The sequence below is a fragment of the Domibacillus sp. 8LH genome, from assembly GCF_038806185.1.
In the GTDB taxonomy this organism is placed as follows: Bacteria; Bacillota; Bacilli; order Bacillales; family Domibacillaceae; genus Domibacillus; species Domibacillus indicus_A.
Genome location: NZ_JAVJNG010000032.1, coordinates 1 through 22374, shown reverse-complemented (window position 1 = coordinate 22374; position 22374 = coordinate 1). Strand labels below are relative to the sequence as shown.

Sequence of the window (22374 nt, the reverse complement as noted above, 5' to 3'; positions counted from 1 at the left end):
CTTCCCTTAAAGTCACTTGCAGACGGGAAGGGTAAAATAAATCCTTTTTGACGCGAGGGAAGAAGGAGTGAGATATGATGAAAGTCAAAGTAACATACTATCGTCTGGGCCCGAACGGCATGCCAACCAGTCCGGAGCAGCATGAAGTAGTGGAGATTAATCCAGGTCCAAACGATGATACAGGTGAACTGGTGAATGAAGCGCTAAGTAAGAAAACCTTTATAACCGAAGACAAATTTAAAGTAATAGACACAAATGAAGTTTAAGCATCCGGCAGGGTGCTTTTTTCTTTGCCCGAATCATTGTATGATGAAAGAAAAAGGAGTGAAGAAATGGAACTTGGTTTTTCAATATTAAATAACAGTGCCAACGGAATGGCATTAAAAATAGTCATCTTATTCTCAATGATTATTATTTCCATGATCGTGGTCGGACTCATTTTAAAAGTACTTCGAGTACCGGGCAAAATCATCAATTTTGTCATTACAGCTGTTGGTTTAGGCATCGGGCTGTATTGGCTCAACGTTTTACAATAGTCACTCATTTGAGTGGCTTTTTTTATATGCAGGCTCATGATTAAAGTATGGATGTGAAGCTGCATTCCATTAGAAGACAAATGCTTTTTTAGTTTATAGAAACCATAAAAACGTTTGCTGCTAGCGGTTTTTTATAGCAAGAGGAGGGCACTAACATGGCGGCCCATTGACTAGAAAAGGAGCTGTAGAGTTTTCTTTAAAAAGGAACAAAAAAAAGCACAAAAAGTGCTTTAAGAAGGCAGTTTGTTCTTCCAATCAAACGTTTGTTTCTCCTTCTGTGAAGGTTTGGATTCTGATTCTGAAAATAAGTTTAGTTTTTTTATGATAGAGCCTAATAAAAAAAACAGGCTGATTTCTAAAATGACTAATACAATAAATATAAAAAGTTCTATAGATAACATAGTGAATGAACCCCCAGGATAGTAAGCCTAATCAAATAGATCGAATGTTAAGTACCCCATTTTAAACAAGGCAAAACATATTACAAGTGAAATGCGAGACCGTGACGTGTTTCTTGGGAGAAATGACAAAATAAAAAGCGCTGAAAGCGCTTTAGTAGACTCGTTTACCTTTTCTACTTATATGCTGTGGATTCTTTTGCAAAGAATGATAGTCGGATTTCGAAAGCAACGCAGGCTTTTTTGATATAAACACTAATGAGAAAACAAAACTAACTGTTAAAAGTACGGACAAAATCCATCCAAAAAGCTCAATTGGCAGCATGCTAAAACAACCTCCTCTTATGTAAGTGCTTTCATTGGTGAATTAATTATATACCCAACTTAAAGAATATTAAACCATTATTTGTGATTTTTTAGAAAAAATGTTTAACAAACGGAACAACTGCCCCAATGATAGCTCGAAAGTGAGGTCAGCAGCGAACCAGCTATTGGTTGTATACGCCTCGTTATCCAACCCAGCTGGAAGAACGATATCTCCAATGAAAAAGGTACTCAAAAAACAGCCAGAGAAAGCTCTGGCTGTGCAGGATTAACGGAGATATAAGCTCAAGAAGAGTAGGACTGCTTTATGCAAACAGTATGGACTGTTTTAAAATGTTTTATACAAACAACATAAAAAAGCGGGGGAGCTATTCGGGTTTATCATTCACCTATTTTGAAGTTGATATTGAAGGATCAGCTCATCCAACTGTTCACTGTAGCGCAGCGTGCTCTGGCTGCTAAGGCCGTACTGCTGGCCAGCTTTTATCATTAGATGGCGAAGGTTATTAATTCGTGCAAGTAAGTCACAAAAAGCGCCTTGTTTGTCATTCATAACGTACCTCCTAAATCACAATTAACACATAAGATAAATTATAGGGTGCTTATCTTGAAATTGAAACGTTTTTTGTCGAAAAATGTATTTTTAAAAGAAAGGCAAGAATCGTAAACGTTCTGAAACATTAGGAAGAGGGGCAAGAAACGTATACCATTATACAGAGGTGTTAGTAGTAGACAGGGACCGCTCATGAGCAGAGTACCGAAAAAACTGACAGAAAGTGGTCGATTGCGTATTATCCAATACGGTAAAATGGATTTTGATTTCCACGAGGGGACGAAAGAAGCAGAAGACGGAGTGAAATATGGAGTGCAGGCATTCAAGGTATGAAAGAAAAACAAATAAACCAGCTTAAAGAAGCCGTACAAGGCGAACTCCGGATACGTAACAAAAAGTCCCGGTTTATTGCACCGAGACTTCTTTTCACAGGGTAAAAGGGTGGTGATTAAAGTTAAGCCGTTTATCTTTGGCTTTTTTCATGCCTTAGTTCTTTTCATCGGAATCTGTTTCGACTTCGCCATCCTCGTCATTGTTGATATCTTTATTTTGATCGTTTTCTTCATCTACATTACTGTGGTTCTCTTGAGGATAATCTTCCTGTTCGTCGTTTGTACTGGTTTCTTCTCCGCTGCGATTTCCACATCCGGCTAGTCCACTAATCAGCATAACAGCCATTCCGCTAAGAAGTAAGTATTTTTTCAACATAGCTCCCATTGTAAATTCTCCTTTGGTTAATTACTCATTATATAGGAAGCATACCCAGTATGATCATGAAAAAAACAGAAGTCCCCACTAAAGTCATGGCTAGAACCCCATATTTAAACCATGCTTTTAAATGTTTTAGGCTCAGAATTCGTGATGTTGCCGAAGAGGTTAAAAAAGATCTAAGTCATGAAAGGCTTGTACCTTTAAAGTAAACGAAATTCATTGTAGTCATGATCGCTATGGTTGATGGGGAAATTAGGGCGTTCCCGTGTCCAATCGAAGGTCGCGTTTACTTTCATCCACGAACCTAGGCTTTCTAAAAGAACTGTTTTGATCCTGGAGACTCTTCTTTTGATAAGAATAGAATCCGATGATCTCTTCTGCTTCCCAAATCCAGCGCGTCTGTTTTTCTCCGCTATGCAGGTAATAAACATTGTTGTTTATTTTATTCCTTTTGTTTTGCTTGAAAGGGCTGCTGATAAAAAGTTTGGAACTTCCTGCGACCATCACGTTGTTTTCAATTTTATTTTGTTTTGTATTGTATTGAAGAAGCAGCTGGCCGCTTTCTTGATGCTTTGTATCATTTTTATAAAGGACGTTGTCGGTAATGACACTGTTTATGGTGCTCCCTCTTTCCGTATCATATCCGCCTATTGCAATGCCCGCGCCTCTGTTTTCATAAATTGTATTTTCTCGTATGGTGACAGAGCTTGTGGATTTGCCCGCATGTTCGCTGGCCGCTTCTATTCCTATATCGTTTTCAAATGTTTTATTTTTTTCGATCACGATTTCTTTGCCGCCGTCCACATAAATCCCGCCAGCCGAATAATCGTTTCCATAGGCTGGATTTCCGTAACTGGATATTTGATAAACCGTGTTGCTGCGGACGATTCCGTTTCTTGCCTGATCAAATGCTTCCACAGGAGATACGCCTTCAAATCCGATCATATCAATTCCAATATTATCGTTTCGCCGTACGATATTGTGTGTAACCTCAAAGTTCGATACATTCCCGTTTAACACCAGCGTTTCGCTCGCACCCAGTTTCATGTCTTCTAGTTTGTTACCCGAAATTAGAATGTCTTCAATCGCCTGCGGTGCTTTTGTTCCGTATACCGCAATCCCGTGAGCGTTTCCATTTTTATGACGTGTTTCGATATGGTGAATATGGTTCTGTAAAAGGCGGATGCCTTTTCCGCTCCCGCTCACTGAAATGCCGATTGGCACTAAATCTTCTTGTTTTGAGTGATAATTTCTGATCTCAAATCCTTCGACGGTCACATAGCTCACATCACGCATGGAGACTAAACCTTGATGATCCAAAGATACTTTAAGCCCGCTCCCGTCGATGACTGCTTTTTCCTTTGGATAAGCCTTGATCGTAATAGGGGCATTTTTAAGCCCGGATTTTCTTATAACGACTTGTTCACGATAGGTGCCTTTTCTTACATAAACAGTCGTGCCGGGCTTTGCTAAATAAACCGCTTGTTGGATGGTGTTTAAAGGCTTTTTCTTGCTTCCTGCATTTTTGTCATTTCCAGCTGGAGACACATACAATTCGTTTTTTTTGAGTGGCTTGTTCTGCGTTTCCGTGGAAGATCATCCCAATTGAAAATGCGATAACAAGAGACAGCACCGCTCGTACTTTTTTGTTCATGCTCTTTCCCCTTTTTGTTGATTTAGGTTTATGTACATCACCCTTGATTACTTACCAAATATACCTTATTTTTGGAGTCTATAGAGGATGAAGGGAACGCCATGTATGCAACATTGAATGCAACTCAAACGATCATAAGAAATCGGCTGGATTTCACATCCTGTCCGGGGCAGATATAAAAAAGAACAAAAAAATAACGCCCGCTGATAAAATATCGGAGCGAACGTTAAGTGATCTATATCTAGGCATATTATATCACGTTATAAATGGAGATGCACTCGATATTTGTCGATAAGTGTCGAAGTATTTCTTCTTACTTTATTTCGCGCCTATCGATGGACAGCCTCCACAAGGGAGCAGATCAAAGTGTGATAGGTGCGCAGGGCGGCGCTGTTTCATTCAAAGCCCACTGACTGAAAAAGCCCCGCTATAAAAATCGGGGCTATTATAGTTCTTTTATTCGATTGTTATGTATCCACCAATCCATTTGATCCAGGTCAAAAATAATCATGTTGCTAAAAAGTTTTTTGTGCGGCAGCTGGCACTCTTTGAAAAATGACATTCAAAACTTGCTAATATGGGTATTGTAAGTGATATTTAAGTTCATTTCCTGTTTTGTTTTCATATGGTTTATCCCGTCCGACAATTTCATCTTGCAGGAAATGATCTCCTGTTAGCGAATGTATGTTAAGGAAAGGAGATGGTTCGATGGAGAAAGATTTAGTAAAAGATTTAGTGGCAAAGGGGTTCGAAGTCGTAGACTTTGTAGATATACGCGACCCAAAACATGTATTTGAGGAAATTTATTTAAAAGAAGAAGACACAGAAAACATTTTAGAAATGTTAGGGATTGACCCGGATACAGCCGCTTTGTCTGGAGAACAAGAGAAACTATTTGTGACTGGAGAATCTGCGGCGTTAGATCCGTATTACAGGCAGGGTGAAGAGCCTCCTAATAGGAAAGATGTTATTGTACCTTTAAAGTACGAAGTAAAAGAAGCAGCCGTTTAACAGGCTGCTTTTTTCATTGTTCTCATTTTAAAAGAACGATTTGTAACTTGGGGGAGGCCGAAGTTATATAATAGTAATAGAAAAAGAGTCCATGTGAGAGGGCTCTTTTTGGAGCGGCTGACCTAAATGTAAATGGCCCTCGCATATTTCTTTAAAATATGGGGGGAGAATAAAGGAAACGACAAAGCAGAAAAAAGATAACTATTTATAAAGTGTTGATTCATAATGCTTTAGCTGTATAAGCAAGTTATTTTACATTCCAGTTTTTCTTTGGTTTATAATAAACAGCAGTGAAATGCAAATGAGAAAGAAGGAAGAAACTCATGGAACAAACAGTATTGGATCAAAAGGTACTTTCTGTATTAAAAGATAAAATTCAGCTCATTCCAACAACAGAAGGAGCGATTTATTTAGTCGGACCCATTAAACTGCCTGTTAATTTATACGGGGAAACCGTCGTGTTTCAATGGTACTGCTGGCTGAATTATGAGGAAGTAACAGAGGATTATGGGAAGATTATTGAAAAGCTGTCTTCTGTGAATTTAGCGGAGCTGCAGCAATCCAGCGTCCTCGTGTACGGCGACTTTTCGGACAATGAAGAAGCGATTATTCGCATGCATTCGATCTGCCACACAGGAGACATCTTTGGCAGTAAACGCTGTGACTGCGGCTATCAATTAAAACAATCCATGGATATGATTGCCAAACATGGTACTGGGGCTTTATTTTATCTGGCTAACCATGAAGGACGAGGCATCGGCTTATTCAGTAAAGCGATGGCTTATATTCTTCAGGAAAATGGCTATGACACAGTGGATGCCAATGAAAGCCTCGGTTTTGTCGATGATGCCAGAAATTACGATGATGCGATTATGGTGCTTAAAACACTGCGCTCTAAACCGGTTACCTTGATGACCAACAATCCGAAAAAGCTGGAAGCTCTTAAAAATGCCGGCTTAAAGGTATCAAGCCGTAAACCGCTTTGGGGCGATATTTCAGAGTTTAACGAGAACTACCTGCAAACAAAAATCAAACGTTCAGGACACCTGCAGGAAGACGGGACCTGCCCGAACGATTAAAAAGAAGCGGCTGTTTGAATAGCCGCTTCTTTTTTTTATGCTTCCAATGAATCCACCCCTCATTTACACGACAAATTATCCCTTATTCGCACTTCTATTTATTGAGTTTGCCTTTAGTTTTATTTAAAGCATCTAAAAAAGTGTAAGAAAATGTACAGATCTCCCAATGACTTTTTATTCAGAGTTTTATAAACTTTACTTATGTTATATTTAATGACATTAAATGAGAAGTTATCTTCCGTGTAATATTGATTTCTTTTATCCTTTCAACAATAAAAAGAGAAGGAAAATCAGAAATAAGCAACAGTTTTACTATGTTGAAATAGAAGCAATTTATACCCTTATTTGACTGAATATTCTTTTATCTGGACAGTTAAATGAAGGGGTGATGCAGATAAAGAAATGGAGTTGAAGGCATCATGTCAACAAATGCAGTCAGGCAGACAACAGAAGAGGTATCAATTCCTTATTCAACAGGGATCGATGAATCGTTAAAACCGAAAACAAAAGAAAGTCGAACGGTTGGGCCTTTTTCTTATATGTTCATGTGGATTGGTGACGGCGTAAACTTGGGGAATATGACACTTGGAGCGAGTTTGGTTGTAGCGGGAGTGGCGACGCTGAACCTTTTACAGACTTTTTTGGCCGCAGCGATTGCGATTGGGATTATTTCAATCTTTTTCGCTTTGAATGACCGGCTCGGATATCGAACGGGAATTCCGTATGTGGTGCAGCTGAGAATGTCGTTTGGGGTTAAAGGTTCTGTGATTTCTTCCTTGCTGCGCGGTATACCGGCGATTGTCTGGTATGGATTTCAAAGCTGGACGGGTGGGACGGCTTTAAATGAAATTGCTAAAATTGTATCGGGCGGCTCGTTTGATAATGTAGCCATTTGTTTTGTAGTTATCCAGCTCCTGCAAATTGTTCTGTCGATGTTTGGTTTTCATGCAATTAAGTGGATGGAGATTTTGGCATCTGTTGTGATTATGCTGGGACTTGTTTATGTATTTGGTGTTTTGATGGCGTTCCATAGTGATGTCATTGCTCAAAAATGGGTTCATGCTGAAGGCTCATGGGGCTTGCCGTTCTTTGCGTTTATTATGGTGTTCCTCGGAAACTATGCGGCTATTTTCTTGAGTGCAGCCGATTATTCACGGGAGCTGAAAACAGGAATTAGTGATGCAAAACGCGGCTTTTTATACTTCTCGCCAATTGTGGTTGCTTACGGATTTGTTCTGACGATTGGTGCGATGCTCGCGGCTGCTACCGGTATCTCCAATCCGGTTAAAGCTTTTGCGGTTGTGGTGGATAACCCGTATATTACCGTTGCGGTATCGGCATTTATCGTAATCGGCGCAGTTGCCGTTAACATGGTGGCCAATATTATTCCGCCAACGTATGTGATTACATCGCTGACGAAGTTAAAGTACAAGCCAGCGGTCGTCATTACCGGCCTGCTTGCTTTTTGCTCCTGCCCATGGATTTTAGTACAGGATTCATCTGCACAAGGCTTAAATACATTCATTTTGATTTACTCTGCTTTCTTGGGGCCGATTGCTTCGATTTTACTGGTAGAGTACTATATTTTGCGGAAACAGAAAGTGGATGTATCTCATTTGTATGAAGAAAACGGACAGTTTGCCGGGTTCAATCCGTGTGCCATCCTGGCCATGCTGATCGGGGCTGGCGCAGCTTTTATGCAAGTAGACTTGGGCTGGATTATCGGCGTGATTGTCGGCGGGCTTTCATACCTGCTGCTGATGAAATTCACATTTAAAGATTCGAGATTTAAAAAAGGCACAATTTTTGAAAAGAAATAGAAAACTGGAATGATAAATCGAAAAACACCCTTTAAGGCGAGTGAGCAGCAGCTTCCGCCTTAAAGGGTGTTTTTGTATAGGGAGGGAAAAGAAATAAAGGTGGCAGACAAAATTTGCATGAATGCACTCATTTATTTCTTGTTATTACATAGATGTCTATGTATAATGTGGCTATGTTGAAATATCATGCAGCTTCCATGATTGGAAAAATTAAAGAGGCCGTCGATAAAATGATTGTCTCAGAACTCGGGCAGCACGGCATTGAAGGAATTGTTCCTTCGCATGGCGGTATTCTGTCATTTTTATATCAAGAAAATCAGCTTTCGGTAAAAGAACTGGCTGAAAAAATCCACCGCACACAGCCGACTGTTACCGTACTGGTGAAAAAATTAGAGTCTTTAGGCTATGTGGAAAGAAAAAAAAGTGAGGAGGACCAGCGGATCACGCTCATTTGCCTGACGGAAAAAGGCAGGCAGTTAGAACCGATCTTCCGCGACATTTCAGCGCGGGTAAATGAACAACTGTATGGCGGTTTGCAGGAAGAAGAGAAAAAGCAGCTGGAACGGCTGCTGGAAACCATTTTGAACAGGTTTTAAATTTTTTTAATGGAATGCATAGATATCTATGTATGTGGAAAGAATAAAAAATTATACTATCGGAGGTTATCCATATGAAACATCTTATCGTTTATGCCCACCCTCATAAAGAAAGCTTAAATCACGCTATACTCGAAACGACTGTGGAAGCATTAAAGAAAAGTGGCCATGAAGTAGCTGTACGTGATTTGTATGCTTTGGATTTTCAGCCCGTACTGAAACCAGAAGATACAGAAGCCATGAAAGCAGGGCGGACACCGCAGGATATTAAAACAGAACAGGAATTTATCGCAGAAGCGGATGCCATTACTTTTATTTACCCGATTTGGTGGACGGGTCTTCCAGCAATCTTGAAAGGCTATGTAGACCGCGTATTCTCTTACGGCTTTGCGTATGCGGCTGGTGAGCAGGGAATTGTTAAAATGCTGACAGGTAAAAAAGGCTTTATCATTAATACACATGGCACGCCGAGTGAAGCGTATGATGAAATGGGTATGACGGCAGGAATGAAGGTTACATCCGATACAGGGATTTTCGAGTTTACAGGCATTGAACCAGCAGGGCATTTGTTCTTTGGAAGTATCGGTTATTTAAGCGCGGATATGTACGAAGGCATGTTAAAAGAAGTGGAAGAGCAGGTTGCGGCTCTTTTCCCACGAAATTAAGCATTCGTTTTAAAAAGAAAAAGCTGATCTCGGCAGGGGATCAGCTTTTTTGTTGTCAGCAGTCTTGGAAGGCATATAAATATGGAAAATTATTGTGGCAACCGCCATTGTGGCTTCTAAAAGCAAACATAATGCGCGAAATCTTTATGCTTCCAGCCAGGTCTGTGACCACTTCTCAATATCTCTCATCAAAGGTTCTAATCCTAATCCTTTTTCAGTCAGTGAATATTCGATTCGAACAGGGGTTTCCGGATAAACATCTCGTTTTACAATTCCTTCGCTTTCCAAATCCTTTAATCTTTCCGAAAGTACTCTGCCACTGACTCCGACAGAAGATTCAATGCTGCAAAAACGCTGTGGACCGGACAGCAATTGGTAAATGATCATGCCTGTCCATCTCTGGCTCAGTAATCCCATGGCTTTTTCAAATCGTGGACAAATTGATTTATCCATTTTTTATCACTCCTTATTTATATTATAACTGGATTCAAAAATAATTAAATTATTTTTTATCGATTACTTACTTGACGGAATTACATTACGTAAATATAATTACTTACATAAAGTAAGTTACTAATGAAACGTATTTAAAACTGCAGTGGTTTTGATTAGGAACAACATCATTTTAAAAGGAGTGTAAAAGCATGGAAAGAAGCAATGAAATAGGGGCATTTATTTTAAGAGTATTTTTGGGGATCACGTTTTTTGTGCATGGATTAGCAAAATTTCAAGGAGGCATTGAGAACACGGCTGGATTTTTTGAAAGCCTCGGCCTTCCTCCATTCACTGCATACGTTGTAGCTGTCATTGAATTAGTTGGCGGCCTTGCAATGGTACTGGGATTGGGGACCCGGGTAGTAGCGATTTTATTTGCAGTCATTCTGACTGTGGCCACTGTGAAAGTAAAACTGGCTGCTGGGTTTCTTGGAAACGGACAAATGGCTGGCTACGAGCTTGATTTAGCGCTCATCGTAATCGCGATTTATCTTTCGTTGGCTAAAAAATCTTTATTCGCTTTGGATCACGTTCTTTTTCGTTCTAAAGAAGCGTAATAAAGAAAGTTGAAGAAAAGAACTACAGAACCTTTTAAGCAATCGAATTTGATTACTCATTAAATGAAGAATCAGAGCTTGATTTCGCTTTTTTTATATCGTAACGGTTTTAATTGGAGGGAAGCGCGGTTATGCAGGAAAAGTTGAAAAATACCGGAATAGAAATTGGCCTCTATACGCTTGGTGATTTATGCTCGGATCCTTATACAGGCCAAACCATTCGTGCGCATCAAAGAATAAAAGAAATCATCGAAGCCGCCAAGCTTGCGGATGAAGCGGGCCTTGATCTGTTTGGAGTTGGCGAACATCATCGGTTAGACTATGCAACTTCTTCTATTCCCGTTGTTCTAGCAGCGATTGCGCAAACCACAAAACGCATTAAATTAACAAGTGCCACAACGGTATTAAGTACAGTGGATCCTGTTCGTTTGTTCGAGGACTTTGCTACATTGGATTTGGTTTCTGACGGACGGGCAGAAATGATCGCCGGACGGGGCGCTTTCATCGAATCGTTTCCGCTTTTCGGCTTTCAAATCGATGACAATGATGCGCTGTTTTCTGAACATATGGAGCTGTTTTTAAAGCTTAACGAACAAGAAAGAGTTTCCTGGCAGGGACGCTTTCGTCCAGCTTTAACCAATGCAGAAATTGCTCCTCGTCCTTTGCAGAAGGAGCTGCCTATATGGGTAGGCGTTGGAGGCACGCTCGAAAGTGCAGAGCGGGCTGGCAGGTTCGGCGTTGGCATGGCTATGGCCATCCTTGGTGGTGACCCGGAACGGTTTAAGCCGTTGGCGGATGTATACCGCAAAGCGGGTGCTAAAGCAGGCCATGCGCCGGAAAAGCTTAAAATTGGTGTAACCGGCCACGGCTATATCTCAAAGACGAAACAGCAAGCCAAAGAAGAGTTTTACCCTTACTATGCAAATTATTGGTCTTATGTGAATCGTCAGCGGGGTATGGGAGGCAGCGTATCGAGAGAAGATTTCGAACAAATGACAGCGCCGGATACTGCTCTGTTTGTAGGAAGCCCGCAGCAAATCATAGAGAAAATTCTTCGTCAGCATGAGCTTTTTGGACATCAGCGTTTTCTGGCACAAATTGATATAGGCGGCTTGCCGTTCCAAAAGGTGGCTGAAGGAATCGAGCTGTTAGCCACGCAGGTAATGCCAATTGTTAAAAAAGAAACAAGCAAATAAATAAATCCGGATCTCGACTGCAGGATTCGGCTGAATCATATTTTAAAGAAAGTAAAGGTGATAGGAATGGGATTTTTAGATAAATTATTTGGAAGTAAAGAACAAGATACGAATACAGCAGCAGTGCCAAAAACGGCGAAAGTGTTATTTGTCAAAGCAAATGATCGTCCAGCAGAACAAGCTGTCAGCTCACAAATGTATGATACCTTTTTAACGACGTTTAAAGAAGCGAATCCAAACGCTGATATAGCCGAACTTGATCTGTTCAACCTTGACCTCCCGTACTTCGGAAACACGGCGATTACAGCTGGATACAAGCGCAGCCAGGGCTTAGAGCTGACACCGGAAGAAGCAAAAGCGGCAGATCTAGTAGAACAATATTTAAACCAGTTTCTAGCGGCCGAAAAAGTCGTATTTGCTTTTCCGTTATGGAACTTTACAATTCCAGCTCCGCTCGTAACCTATATTTCATACCTTTCCCAGGCGGGGAAAACTTTTAAATATACCGAACAGGGCCCAGTCGGATTAGCTGGCGATAAAAAAGTGGTCATCTTAAATGCACGCGGCTCCGATTACTCTTCTGAACAAATGGCTTCCATGGAAATGGCGGTGAACTATGTAACCAATCTGCTTGCATTCTGGGGAATTACCAACCCTGAAACAATCATCATAGAGGGGCATAACCAGTATACGGACCGTTCACAGGCGATCATTGCAGAGGGCTTGGAAAAAACCGCAAAAGCAGCGGTGAAATTTTAATGACAGGAGACGGGCGTAAACGTGAATGAATCATTTGTTCATGTCTCTTAAAAAAATCTTGGTTCAATCCTCACAAATTATATTAAACCGGACAGCTTGATTATTTAGTATCTTACCGGGGAAATATAGCAAGAAAGATAAAATTAAAACAGATTTGGAGGAATAAACCGTGAAAATATTAGTGACAGGTGCAACAGGGAAATTAGGAACGAAGGTCGTAGAAACATTATTGAAAACTGTTCCAGCCAGCCAATTGGCTGTAAGTGTCCGCAATCCGGAAAAAGCAGAAGCATTGAAGAATCAGGGAGTAGAAGTCCGGCAGGGGGACTTTGATTCTCCTGAAACATTAACTTCTGCTTTTCAAGGAATCGACCGGCTGCTCATTATCTCTGCAGATGGCGATAATGAAACAAGAATCCGCCAGCATACAAACGCAGTAAAAGCAGCTCAAGACGCACAGGTTGGATTTATTGCGTATACGAGCTTAACGAATGCGAGTGAAAGTAACCTGTTTTTAGCACCGCCGCACCGCGCTGCAGAAGAAGCGATCTTAAAAACGGGCATTCCGTACTCTTTCTTGCGAAACAACTGGTACTTGGAAAACGAAATTCAAAGCATTCAAGGAGCGGTCGCGGGTGCACCCTGGGTCACTTCAGCCGGTTCCGGCAAAGTAGGCTGGGCACCGCAGCAGGACTATGCGGAGGCAGCCGCTGCTGTACTGATCGAGGACGGACACGCCAATACCATTTATGAACTTTCCGGTAAGCCTATGACCCAGGAAGAGCTAGTATCCGATATTGGCACCATACTTGGTAAAGAAATACCAGTTCAGCAAGTCGATGATACCGCTTATGCAGATATCATGAAAGAAGCAGGCGTACCAGACGATTTTCTGCCATTTCTTGTGGAAATCCAGCGGGGGATTCGTGAAGGTGCATTGGAAGCTGATAGCGACGATTTTGACAAGCTGCTCGGCCGTCCATCGACGCCAGTCAGCGAAGCGCTGCCGCAAATCATCATGGAAATTTCTCAAACAAACGAATAATATTTATCGACAACGGCCTCTCTGCATACTAGAGAGGCCGTTTCTTTTAGATAGGCAGCTTCTACCCGGTTAGCATTCAGGTTACCGTTATACCATAAACAGATGAAGATAGCATAAAAGTTTACGAAAAGTTTTCCTCATTTTTAATACAAAGAGCATCTTAAAGATAGGAAGCTATTTTTTGATATAGAGTCCATGCTCTCCTCGTTCCTGACTGGAGAATAGCTTTTATATCCAAGTTATACTATCAGAAAGGGATAAGAGTGGGAATGATATATTATTTTAGGCGTTGCGTGCAGTTTAATGTCATTGCTTTTCCTTTTTATGAATGGGAGACAAGCGAACTCAACAAAAGAAAAATGGCTGGCGCTGTTAGAGCATCTGATGGATCCATTTGTAGGCTTTACAGCTTTATTTTATTTGGGTATCCTGCTTACCTTACTTGGTTGGATAGGCTAAAAAAGTCCATCTTATATTGCTTTTCTGCGCGGCGGATCTTTCTCTTAATATAGGTGTTAATATTAATATTAGTCATAATGTTGGTACTAATAAGAATGTCTAAGTAAATTTCAATATGAATATAAGGTTTCTGTGCAAATAAAATGGCCAATTTAAAGGCAGAAGGAGCAGCAAATGGATCCTTTTGAAAAACTGCTGAGTGACTTTAATCAGCTGATTGTCGAGGAAAGAAACAGCGTGAATGTGGAAATAGATACGGAGAAAATGGATTCGTTTAAGAAAATGATAGACGAGCTGCAACATGTTAAAAATAAATTTAAAGATAAACACTCCTGCCTGCAAGATACCGCCGTAAAAGATATCATCCGGTTTGAGTATGCAAAAGGAGGAGAAAGCATTCATCGGGGGTATTATTGTCCGAGCCCGGTATATGATTTAGTTGTTGGTAATGCAAAGCGGGGCAGGCTTTATAAAAGAAAACCTCAGCCCGGTAAATTTACATATGAGTATGGTTTTGATCGAGAGGGCAGGCTGCTCAGGGTGAGAAAGACAGCCGAATTTACCGGCTCAACGGGCCAATTTAATGAGGAATTCCTTCTTTACGAAGGAGATGTTGTCTATTCCGTCTGCTTTCATCATACAGGAGATTTTGAAGTATTTTCCAAATGTATATATGACAGTGGGAAGATTACCCGCTATGAACGAAGTTTATTCCTGTCCCAACATGCGGAGCTATATAGTGAGGAGTATAGCTATGAAAAAGGGATGCTTAGTCACGTTTCTATATTTAACGTCATGCCTTCTATCCATTTGTATGAAGAACAAAAATATACGATTGAATGCAGCGATGAAGGAGAGATAAAAAAGCTGACAGGCGGCTTTGTAAACAATGGTGTATGGGAGCAGGAGAGTTATCATTTTTAAGAGGCTGTAAATCAAAAATAGGGTTTGTCCGTCAGCGAGAGAACCAATACATATGAATAAACGATTAACAAATGAATGAAAAAAACAAAAAAACCTAGATTATTGAGCCGTATAAAGCAATAATTGAACTGTAATTTAAATTGCGTTTTAAACTGCTTGAAAGGAATTCCTTGATCGCATGTTTACTAACCGATAGCTGGATGGTGATGTCACAATGAAAGTTATGTACATTCTTTCAATTATACCTTTTATAGGTATGCTGGGCTTTCTTCCTTTCGTGAACAAGGTAGAGCCTTTTGTTTTTTCGATGCCGTTTGTGATGTTTTGGGTAGTTATGTGGACACTTCTTACTTCTCTTATTCTAGGCGTCATGTATAAATTGGACCCTCGAAACAAAGAGGGGGACGGAAAATGAATACGGCTCTTTTAATTATTTTAGGATTTTTACTTTTGTCCGTTTTTTTAGGGATTCGATCTACTAAAGGAAAAGAGATGAATTTAGAACAGTGGACAGTCGGCGGAAGAGGATTTGGGGCCATGCTCGTCTTTCTTTTGATGGCTGGAGAAATTTATACGACGTTTTCCTTCCTGGGCGGCAGCGGCTGGGCTTACGGTAAAGGGGCGCCCGCTTTGTACGTTCTGATGTATATCACCCTGTCGTATGTTTTATCGTATTGGCTGCTGCCTGTTATATGGAAATATGCAAAAGAATATCAGTTGATGTCACAGTCTGACTTCTTTGTAAGCAAGTATAAAAGTCCATATTTAGGGGTTCTGGTTGCGCTGGTTGGTGTAATCGGAATGATCCCTGTAATCGTTGTTCAGCTGAAAGGAATGGGCATTATCGTGTCGCAGGCATCATACGGAGCGATTTCTATGAATACAGCTGTTTGGCTGGGGGCTATAAGCCTTACTATATACGTTATGGTATCGGGTGTACATGGATCAGCTTGGACGGCGATCATTAAAGATATTATGATGATAGGCATCATAGGCTTCCTTGGGATTTATTTGCCTCTTCATTATTATGGCGGATATCAGCCGATGTTCGAGGCCGTTTATGCAGCGAAACCTGAATTACTAAAGTTCCCTGAGCAGGGCCTTAGCGTTTCCTGGCTTATTTCTACGGTGCTGCTGCTTGTCTTAGGTTTTTATATGTGGCCGCAAGTGTTTAGCTCGACTTATACCGCAAAAAACGAAAAAGTATTTCGCAAGAATGCGATGATCAGCCCGTTGTATACGCTAATGTTATTGTTTGTATTTTTTGTCGGAACAGCAGCGATTTTAAAGGTGCCGGGATTAGAAGGGGAAGAAGTGGATCTTGCTTTACTGCGTCTTTCCATTGAAACGTTTGACCCGTGGGTTATTGGGATCATAGGGGGAGCGGGATTATTAACAGCGCTGGTACCTGGTTCACTGCTTGTCATGAGTACGGCCACTTTATTGTCCAAAAACGTCTATAGAGTCTTCGTACCTTCGGCAACGGATGAAACAATCGGAAAGCTGGCCAAGCTTCTTGTTCCTGCAGTGTCTCTTACAGCGGTTTACTTTACTTTGAATGGCGGAACGACTTTATCCAATATTATTTTGATGGGTTACAGCTTAATGACACAGCTGGCTCCGTCACTTTACTTTAGTTTAATGAAGAAAAATGTTGTTACAAAGTATGGGGCAGCAGCTGGTATAATCTCTGGACTTGCGACAGTCGCTTATATTACCCTTAGTCAAACGACGATTGCGGCCTTGTTTCCCTTTTTACCGCAATCATTAAAAGATATTAATATTGGTATTATTGCTCTGGCGGTTAACGTTATAGTAATGATGATTGTCAGCTTTGTTACTCGAAAAGGGCAATATGACACAGCCGAGACAAATTAAATCAGTAAAAAAGAAAATACTTTAAATCGATGAAAGGGCCGTTCCACAAATGAAGGAACGGCCCTTTCGTATGTTCTTAATCTTTGATACTAAAAATCAAAGATTAAGCGGGGAAAAACCTCTCCTGCAGCTGAGGAGAGGTCTTTTCGTTTCAATTACTTTTTAATTATTTCCCCAGACATCTTCTGCAATTTGAACAACGTGACGGATTTTATTCCATTGCTCTTCTTCTGTTAATTCGTTTCCTTCTTCTGTACTTGCAAAGCCGCATTGAGGACTTAATGATAAGTTTTCTAAAGGAATGAACTGGCTTGCTTCTTGAATTCTTTCTTTAATGTTTTCTGGATTTTCTAATTCAGGGAATTTAGATGTAACTAACCCTAGTACGACCGTTTGGTCACTACGCGTAAAGTTTTTCAATGGTTCAAAATCACCTGAGCGGTTATCATCATACTCAAGGAAAAGCCCATCTACGTTTAAGTTCGCAAAGATTGCATCTGAAATAGTATCATAGCCGCCGCTTGTAATATACGTAGATCTGAAGTTTCCGCGGCAAATATGCATCGTGATCAGCATATCCTCTGGTTTCTTAGCAATAGCATCATTTAAGCAGCTTACTCTCGTATTAATAATATCTTGTACGTCCATGCCAAGCTTTTCAACAACGGCATTGATGCGCTCTTCGGAAACAAAATCAATCCATGAAGTGTCATCTAGTTGCAGATAACGGCAGCCCGCATCGTAAAAAGCTTGAATCGCTTTTTGGTAAGCAGCGACTGTATCATGATAAAACTGCTCGTTGTTCCCGTTGTAATACTCATCCTCTTGGATTCTAGTAAACAACATGTTAGGGCTTGGGATGGAGAATTTAGCAACCTGGCTTCCGTCCCCATATTTTTCAACCGCTTCTCTTAAAAACGTGAAGTGTTCGAGCATATAATGATCATTAAACGCTACTTTACCTACTACTTTAATGGCCTTGTTTTTTGTTTTAGCCCCTTTAAACTGACTGATGTATTCCGTTTCAAACTCTTCTACGCCTTCTAGGCCTGATAAAAAGTCTAAATGCCACCACGCGCGTCTAAATTCACCGTCGGTAATCGATTTAAGGCCTGTCTCAATTTGTTTTTGGACAAGCTTTTCGATTTCTTGATCCTCTACCGCTTTTAAGGCAGCTCTATCGATTTCCCCGTTCGTATAAGCTGTTCTGGCTTCTTTAAGAGGTGCTGTTCTTAAAAAGCTCCCTACGTGATCCGCTTTAAATGGAGCTTTTACTAATGTGTTTGTCATAACTTTATTTCCTTCTTTCTTTCAAAATTAAAAAACCCTCTTCTTAAAAATAAGAAGAGGGTAATCGTCATAACGGGTTCTCTTCTTATCTTCAAGCAAATCGCTACTGGAATTGGCACAGTACTTTAATAGTCCGCTGCCGAGGTTTCCTAGGGCCAGTCCCTCCACCTCTCGAGATAAGAATATTCAAAAATATGTAACTAATTATATAACTAAAAACTAAGTTACACTTGTTCGGGCACCTTGTCAATGAAAGTTTAAAAAAATGATTTTAAACGAAAAAAATGAAAAGGTTTCCAATTATTTAAATGAAGGAAGCGATAGAAGGACAAATTGGATCAGAAATGAACGGTCAAATGGGATGGATACAAAACAATTCTTTTATCTTACTATAAATAATATGGAAAAATACAAACTATTCTTTAAACAGAGAGAAGACAAAGTCTCATGACAAATCAACGTAATGTACGAGTAGCCGTTGTCCAAGCGGCTTCTGTGATCATGGATAAAGAGGCAAGCGCAGAAAAAGCGATTGCCTTAACAAAAGAAGCAGGAGAAAAAGGAGCCAATATGGTTGTATTTCCAGAAGCTTTTATTCCGGCTTATCCGAGAGGGCTGAGCTTTGGCGCGGTTGTCGGCAGCCGTGCACCGGAAGGAAGAAAAGACTGGCTTCGCTACTGGGAAAACGCTGTACCTGTTCCCAGTGAAACAACAAAACGGCTGGGGGAAGCAGCGCGGGAAGCGGGAGTGTATCTTGTGATCGGCTTAATTGAGCGGGACACAGAGTACAGTGGGGGAACCCTTTGCTGCTCCATTTTGTTTTTTGGTCCGGACGGCTCGCTGCTCGGCAAACATCGTAAGTTGAAACCAACAGGTTCTGAACGTTTAATATGGGGAGAAGGAGACGGCAGTACACTTCCTGTTTTTGATACACCATATGGAAAAATAGGAGCGCTGATTTGCTGGGAAAACTATATGCCGCTGGCGAGAGCTGCGATGTATGTATGCAAAAGGTGTGCAAATTTACATTGCACCTACTGCGGACTCTCGGGAACTCTGGCAGTCGACGATTCGCCACATTGCCGCAGAAGGCAGATGCTTTGTGCTATCCTGCAACCAGTACGTAAACAAAAAAATGTATCCGAAAGACCTGGCTGGCTACGCGGAATTAGAGCATTCACCAGAAGAGATGTGCCCGGGCGGCAGCGCCATTGTGGGTCCTTTAGGAGACTTATAAAAGAGCCTGTATTTGGAAAAGAAGACATACTGATCGCGGATTTGGACCTGCACGATATTGCTTACAGCCAATTTGATTTTGATGTGGTGGGCCATTACTCACGGCCTGACGTATTTCAACTTCTCGTTCACGAAGAAAAAAAGAAAATATACATTTTAAAAAGTAAGAAAAAATCTTATGTAGAACGATGTATCTTTTGCAAAATGAAAATGATTTGGAATAGCCTGCGAGACAAGAAACAGACGCATACTGCAGGCGAAGTGTATATGCATCGGATCAAACAGCAGTTAAACAAAAAAGCCCAAGGCGGATGAACAAGTTTTCGATCCCGTTATTTCTTTTCTTTACGGATATCGTCAATAATGAGTAGTCCCGCCACAAGAAAAATAACGATGAAAAGCCATGTTGTAGTGCTCAAAGTATCTCCTCCAAAGATGAATTCAACTTTCTATACGTTTAACCAGCTCAAAAGATTCAATAAATTTTCCAAAAAGAAGGAAAATCTTTTCTTGAATTGAAAATCCAAAAAGAATAGATAAAAAAAGCTGCGTCCGTCTAAATATAAAGATCGGAAGCAGCTTTTATTTTTTATCTTTTACTTACTTTTGAAGAGAACTAGTATGTATCCATTGAAAATATAGGGTACTCATAAAAAATGAGAAAAGATTACAGGGAAAAACTGTATGTTATAATCGTATAGTAATACAAATCAATTTAAAGAGGTGTGTGAAAACGTGGGGAAATCAAAAGTTTTGTTAAGAACAATCATTTCTGGCCTGTTATTGCTTGCAGCATGTGGAAATGAAGAAAAAGCGTCTGAACCAGGAATAAAAGACGACCCTAAGTCAAAAACAGAGGAAACTAAAGCGGTTAGTGCTGAGGAAGAAACAAGCCCGGCTGAAGAAAAATCGACTTCTGAATCCAGTGAGATCTTGAATCCAAATATCGCTGTAGAAACAGAAGGAAATGTTGAAGTGGTTTATACGAATAAAGAGCCTGAATTCATTCATGATATGAACGGTTTTAAGGTTTCAGTGGATGAATATCAAATTGTAAAAGTTACCGATATGAATGAAGATTCTACGATCCCATTTGATGACCAAATTGATGGATATGTAGTTTCGACTAAAGTGACGATTGAAAATGGAACCAGTAAACCGATGTATTATAATAACATACATAAAATTCAGCTAAGTAATGATTTAGATTACATACCGTCTGACTGGAAAACATTTGTGCCGGAAGATCAGCAAATTAACAAAATTAAAAAGAATAAAGACGAGATTTCTTTATTCGAAGCTGGCGAAAAGGTAACGGGCTTAATGACCTTTACTTTAACCAATGCTGAATTTGAACAATTAAAAACCGTTAAACCAAAATATATTATCGAAGGCGATCTTGCGGATAACGACCAATTTAAAAATAGTAACCCGCAGCAATCGCCGGCTTATGATTTCATTTATAGTACTGAACAAGGTGCGCAAACAGCCAGTCAGCCAAAATTTTATCAAGATCGCCTGACTACTGATAACATGGCCGACAAGAAAATGATCTTTGAAAAATCCGGAATCAATGAAACAAAACAAATTGACGATGTGAAAGTAACCCTTGAAGGGGTGCAATATACAGAAGTGATCCCAACAGCAGCCAATGTTGGGCGTTTTCGGAATTTTGGGGATAGTGGGGTTGTTGCTTTAACGGTTAAACTGAAAATTGATAACCAATCGGATGCACCGGTGAGTATTTGGAATATCGGCTCTAAATTAAGAATTGATGAAAACAGGGGAACAGCTTTTGCTGAAGGAATGGCTGAACCACAAGATCCGCAAGAGATTGCGTCCGGACAGCAAGGCGAAAAATTACATGTATTTTTATTTAATAAAGATGAATTCGAGATCTTTAAGAAGTTTGATTTAGAGTTTGGCCCGTTTTATGGAACAGATGGCAAAGTGTTGTTTAAAGGCGGAACCGCAGTCTTTACTTTGCCTAGATAAGTCATAAACTGAAAAACCAGTGTCCATTCAGATATTGGTTTTTGGCTGTCTAAAAAGTTGACAGTCCTGTTTAATGATGAATTTATTCTTTGTTGGAAGAATTTATAAAAACTTGATAACCGGTGAAATTCCTATTTAAATAAAAGGTATCGTTCTTCAACGAATGAGGCGGTTAGGTGAAGCATGCTGTTATGAATAGGCAGTATATGTATTTTTATACTAAATGAGTGTTATTTGATTCTTGATGTTTCATTAATGTATGCAACAACGAAAAACGCCAGATAAAGGGCGTTTTTCGTTGTTTCTTATTGATTGCCTCGATTGTTTCTGTTGTTGCCTGTTAAATTGTTTGCCACATTTTTCGTAGCATCAACTGCATTCGTTGCAGCGTTTTTCGTAGCATCAACCGCATTCGTTGCAGCATTTTTCGTAGCATCAACCGCATTCATGGCAACATTTTCTGTTGCTTCTAAAGCATTATGCGCGGTTTCAAAGGCAGAGCCTGCTGTGTTCTTAATGCTCTCTGCGACACCTTTGTTATTTTGTTGGTTTTGATTATTTCTTTGATTAGTCATGATATCTCACCTCCTAAGCAGAGATAGGATGTGTATTCCATGATGAATTATACAGGCTGCCTGTGCGAATACATTTTTTTCCTTAACAGGTACATTTGTTAAAGAAGGAAAAAGCAGGGGGTGAAAAAGTCATATAAAATCCCAACGTGAGCGTGCAGCAAAGCCTAAACGAGTAAGGCACCACCATTCAAGTGGTGACTCAATAATACGTCTCTAAAAAATTTTTTCTTAAGGTTCTCTCATGGGTTTTCAATCCATTAACCTTCTGCCGTATTCATATTACATATTTTCTACTTTTGATAAGTATCACTCTTCATAATGAAGTCGAAACTCTATACAGCGGTTTTCTTAAAGGGGTATGTTTCACTTCGCTGGAAAAGAAAACAGTAAAAGAAGAAAGTTAATAAGAATTTTTTTTGAAAAAGTATTGATTTTAAATTTTTAAGATGATATTATTTTATAGCTGTCGTTAGTACAAACTATTCCGCAGTAGCTCAGTGGTAGAGCAATCGGCTGTTAACCGATCGGTCGCAAGTTCGAATCTTGCCTGCGGAGCCAATCTGGGGAAGTACTCAAGAGGCTGAAGAGGCGCCCCTGCTAAGGGTGTAGGTCGGGTAA

General features: G+C 40.3%; 23 protein-coding genes, 1 tRNA gene, 1 pseudogene and 1 riboswitch. Of the genes and pseudogenes, 18 read left to right on the top strand and 7 right to left on the bottom strand.

Features of this window, described 5'->3' with window-relative positions; all coding sequences use genetic code 11:
• Positions 1-77: 77 nt before the first annotated feature.
• Complete coding sequence (locus RG959_RS21560) at positions 78-266, top strand: hypothetical protein (protein WP_342798878.1); 189 nt, start codon at positions 78-80, stop codon at positions 264-266.
• A gap of 24 nt (positions 267-290) precedes the next feature.
• Positions 291-536: a hypothetical protein gene (locus tag RG959_RS21555; protein WP_315691786.1), complete on the top strand. Its 246-nt coding sequence runs from the start codon at positions 291-293 to the stop codon at positions 534-536.
• Between the two features lie 1107 nt (positions 537-1643).
• Here RG959_RS21555 and RG959_RS21550 read toward each other — a convergent pair.
• Positions 1644-1811, bottom strand: coding sequence for an aspartyl-phosphate phosphatase Spo0E family protein (locus RG959_RS21550; protein ID WP_342798877.1), 168 nt, complete (start codon positions 1809-1811; stop codon positions 1644-1646).
• 192 nt (positions 1812-2003) lie between these two features.
• Here RG959_RS21550 and RG959_RS21545 point away from each other — a divergent pair, with 192 nt between their 5' ends.
• Positions 2004-2144 (top strand): hypothetical protein, encoded by a 141-nt coding sequence (locus RG959_RS21545; RefSeq protein ID WP_342798876.1) that lies wholly within the window; start codon positions 2004-2006, stop codon positions 2142-2144.
• 153 nt (positions 2145-2297) lie between these two features.
• Here RG959_RS21545 and RG959_RS21540 read toward each other — a convergent pair whose 3' ends face one another.
• The 3 genes from RG959_RS21540 to RG959_RS21530 form a co-directional block, all read right to left on the bottom strand.
• Complete coding sequence (locus RG959_RS21540) at positions 2298-2528, bottom strand: hypothetical protein (RefSeq protein ID WP_315691788.1); 231 nt, start codon at positions 2526-2528, stop codon at positions 2298-2300.
• Between the two features lie 246 nt (positions 2529-2774).
• Entirely contained in the window at positions 2775-4070 is a 1296-nt protein-coding gene (locus RG959_RS21535) for a right-handed parallel beta-helix repeat-containing protein (RefSeq protein WP_342798875.1), read from the bottom strand.
• Positions 4051-4176, bottom strand: coding sequence for a hypothetical protein (locus RG959_RS21530; protein WP_342798874.1), 126 nt, complete (start codon positions 4174-4176; stop codon positions 4051-4053). Before RG959_RS21530 ends, RG959_RS21535 begins: the two co-directional genes overlap by 20 nt.
• A 708-nt stretch (positions 4177-4884) precedes the next feature.
• Here RG959_RS21530 and RG959_RS21525 point away from each other — a divergent pair.
• The 5 genes from RG959_RS21525 to RG959_RS21505 all read left to right on the top strand — a co-directional run bounded on the left by RG959_RS21525 (position 4885) and on the right by RG959_RS21505 (position 9347).
• A complete protein-coding gene (locus RG959_RS21525; RefSeq protein WP_342798873.1) occupies positions 4885-5187 on the top strand; it encodes a hypothetical protein in 303 nt (100 codons plus the stop codon).
• A 323-nt stretch (positions 5188-5510) separates the two neighbouring features.
• Positions 5511-6266 (top strand): GTP cyclohydrolase II, encoded by a 756-nt coding sequence (locus tag RG959_RS21520; protein ID WP_315691790.1) that lies wholly within the window; start codon positions 5511-5513, stop codon positions 6264-6266.
• Between the two features lie 419 nt (positions 6267-6685).
• Entirely contained in the window at positions 6686-8086 is a 1401-nt protein-coding gene (locus tag RG959_RS21515; protein ID WP_342798872.1) for an NCS1 family transporter, read from the top strand.
• A 173-nt stretch (positions 8087-8259) separates the two neighbouring features.
• Positions 8260-8682 carry a MarR family winged helix-turn-helix transcriptional regulator gene (locus RG959_RS21510; protein ID WP_342798888.1) on the top strand — a complete coding sequence of 141 codons (423 nt, stop codon included), beginning with the start codon at positions 8260-8262 and terminating at the stop codon, positions 8680-8682.
• Positions 8683-8756: 74 nt separating this feature from the next.
• Complete coding sequence (locus RG959_RS21505) at positions 8757-9347, top strand: NAD(P)H-dependent oxidoreductase (RefSeq protein ID WP_342798871.1); 591 nt, start codon at positions 8757-8759, stop codon at positions 9345-9347.
• Positions 9348-9491: 144 nt separating this feature from the next.
• On the opposite strand, the gene RG959_RS21500 is transcribed toward RG959_RS21505, so the two are convergent.
• Positions 9492-9800 carry a winged helix-turn-helix transcriptional regulator gene (locus RG959_RS21500; protein ID WP_342798870.1) on the bottom strand — a complete coding sequence of 103 codons (309 nt, stop codon included), beginning with the start codon at positions 9798-9800 and terminating at the stop codon, positions 9492-9494.
• Between the two features lie 191 nt (positions 9801-9991).
• Here RG959_RS21500 and RG959_RS21495 point away from each other — a divergent pair, with 191 nt between their 5' ends.
• The 7 genes from RG959_RS21495 to RG959_RS21465 all read left to right on the top strand — a co-directional run bounded on the left by RG959_RS21495 (position 9992) and on the right by RG959_RS21465 (position 16660).
• Positions 9992-10399 carry a DoxX family protein gene (locus RG959_RS21495; protein WP_342798869.1) on the top strand — a complete coding sequence of 136 codons (408 nt, stop codon included), beginning with the start codon at positions 9992-9994 and terminating at the stop codon, positions 10397-10399.
• Between the two features lie 131 nt (positions 10400-10530).
• Positions 10531-11595 carry an LLM class flavin-dependent oxidoreductase gene (locus tag RG959_RS21490; RefSeq protein ID WP_342798868.1) on the top strand — a complete coding sequence of 355 codons (1065 nt, stop codon included), beginning with the start codon at positions 10531-10533 and terminating at the stop codon, positions 11593-11595.
• A gap of 66 nt (positions 11596-11661) precedes the next feature.
• Positions 11662-12354, top strand: coding sequence for an FMN-dependent NADH-azoreductase (locus RG959_RS21485; protein ID WP_342798867.1), 693 nt, complete (start codon positions 11662-11664; stop codon positions 12352-12354).
• A gap of 169 nt (positions 12355-12523) precedes the next feature.
• A complete protein-coding gene (locus tag RG959_RS21480; RefSeq protein WP_342798866.1) occupies positions 12524-13399 on the top strand; it encodes an SDR family oxidoreductase in 876 nt (291 codons plus the stop codon).
• Positions 13400-14032: 633 nt separating this feature from the next.
• Positions 14033-14782: a hypothetical protein gene (locus tag RG959_RS21475; protein ID WP_342798865.1), complete on the top strand. Its 750-nt coding sequence runs from the start codon at positions 14033-14035 to the stop codon at positions 14780-14782.
• Between the two features lie 214 nt (positions 14783-14996).
• A complete protein-coding gene (locus tag RG959_RS21470; protein WP_342798864.1) occupies positions 14997-15197 on the top strand; it encodes a DUF3311 domain-containing protein in 201 nt (66 codons plus the stop codon).
• Positions 15194-16660 (top strand): sodium:solute symporter family protein, encoded by a 1467-nt coding sequence (locus RG959_RS21465; protein WP_342798863.1) that lies wholly within the window; start codon positions 15194-15196, stop codon positions 16658-16660. The genes RG959_RS21470 and RG959_RS21465 overlap by 4 nt, the downstream gene beginning before the upstream one ends.
• A gap of 162 nt (positions 16661-16822) precedes the next feature.
• Here RG959_RS21465 and RG959_RS21460 read toward each other — a convergent pair whose 3' ends face one another.
• Positions 16823-17950: a 5-methyltetrahydropteroyltriglutamate--homocysteine S-methyltransferase gene (locus RG959_RS21460; protein WP_342798862.1), complete on the bottom strand. Its 1128-nt coding sequence runs from the start codon at positions 17948-17950 to the stop codon at positions 16823-16825.
• An 82-nt stretch (positions 17951-18032) separates the two neighbouring features.
• Positions 18033-18133: riboswitch (SAM riboswitch) on the bottom strand.
• Between the two features lie 264 nt (positions 18134-18397).
• Here RG959_RS21460 and RG959_RS21455 point away from each other — a divergent pair.
• Together RG959_RS21455 and RG959_RS21450 are read left to right on the top strand one after the other, a co-directional pair.
• Positions 18398-19333, top strand: a pseudogene (locus RG959_RS21455) (carbon-nitrogen hydrolase family protein); the annotation flags it as partial.
• 588 nt (positions 19334-19921) lie between these two features.
• Positions 19922-21181, top strand: coding sequence for a DUF5068 domain-containing protein (locus RG959_RS21450; RefSeq protein WP_342798861.1), 1260 nt, complete (start codon positions 19922-19924; stop codon positions 21179-21181).
• A gap of 305 nt (positions 21182-21486) precedes the next feature.
• Here RG959_RS21450 and RG959_RS21445 read toward each other — a convergent pair whose 3' ends face one another.
• Positions 21487-21756 (bottom strand): hypothetical protein, encoded by a 270-nt coding sequence (locus RG959_RS21445; protein WP_315691806.1) that lies wholly within the window; start codon positions 21754-21756, stop codon positions 21487-21489.
• A 483-nt stretch (positions 21757-22239) separates the two neighbouring features.
• Between RG959_RS21445 and RG959_RS21440 the strand changes: the two genes are divergently transcribed.
• A tRNA-Asn gene (locus RG959_RS21440) sits at positions 22240-22314 on the top strand.
• Positions 22315-22374 lie beyond the last annotated feature (60 nt).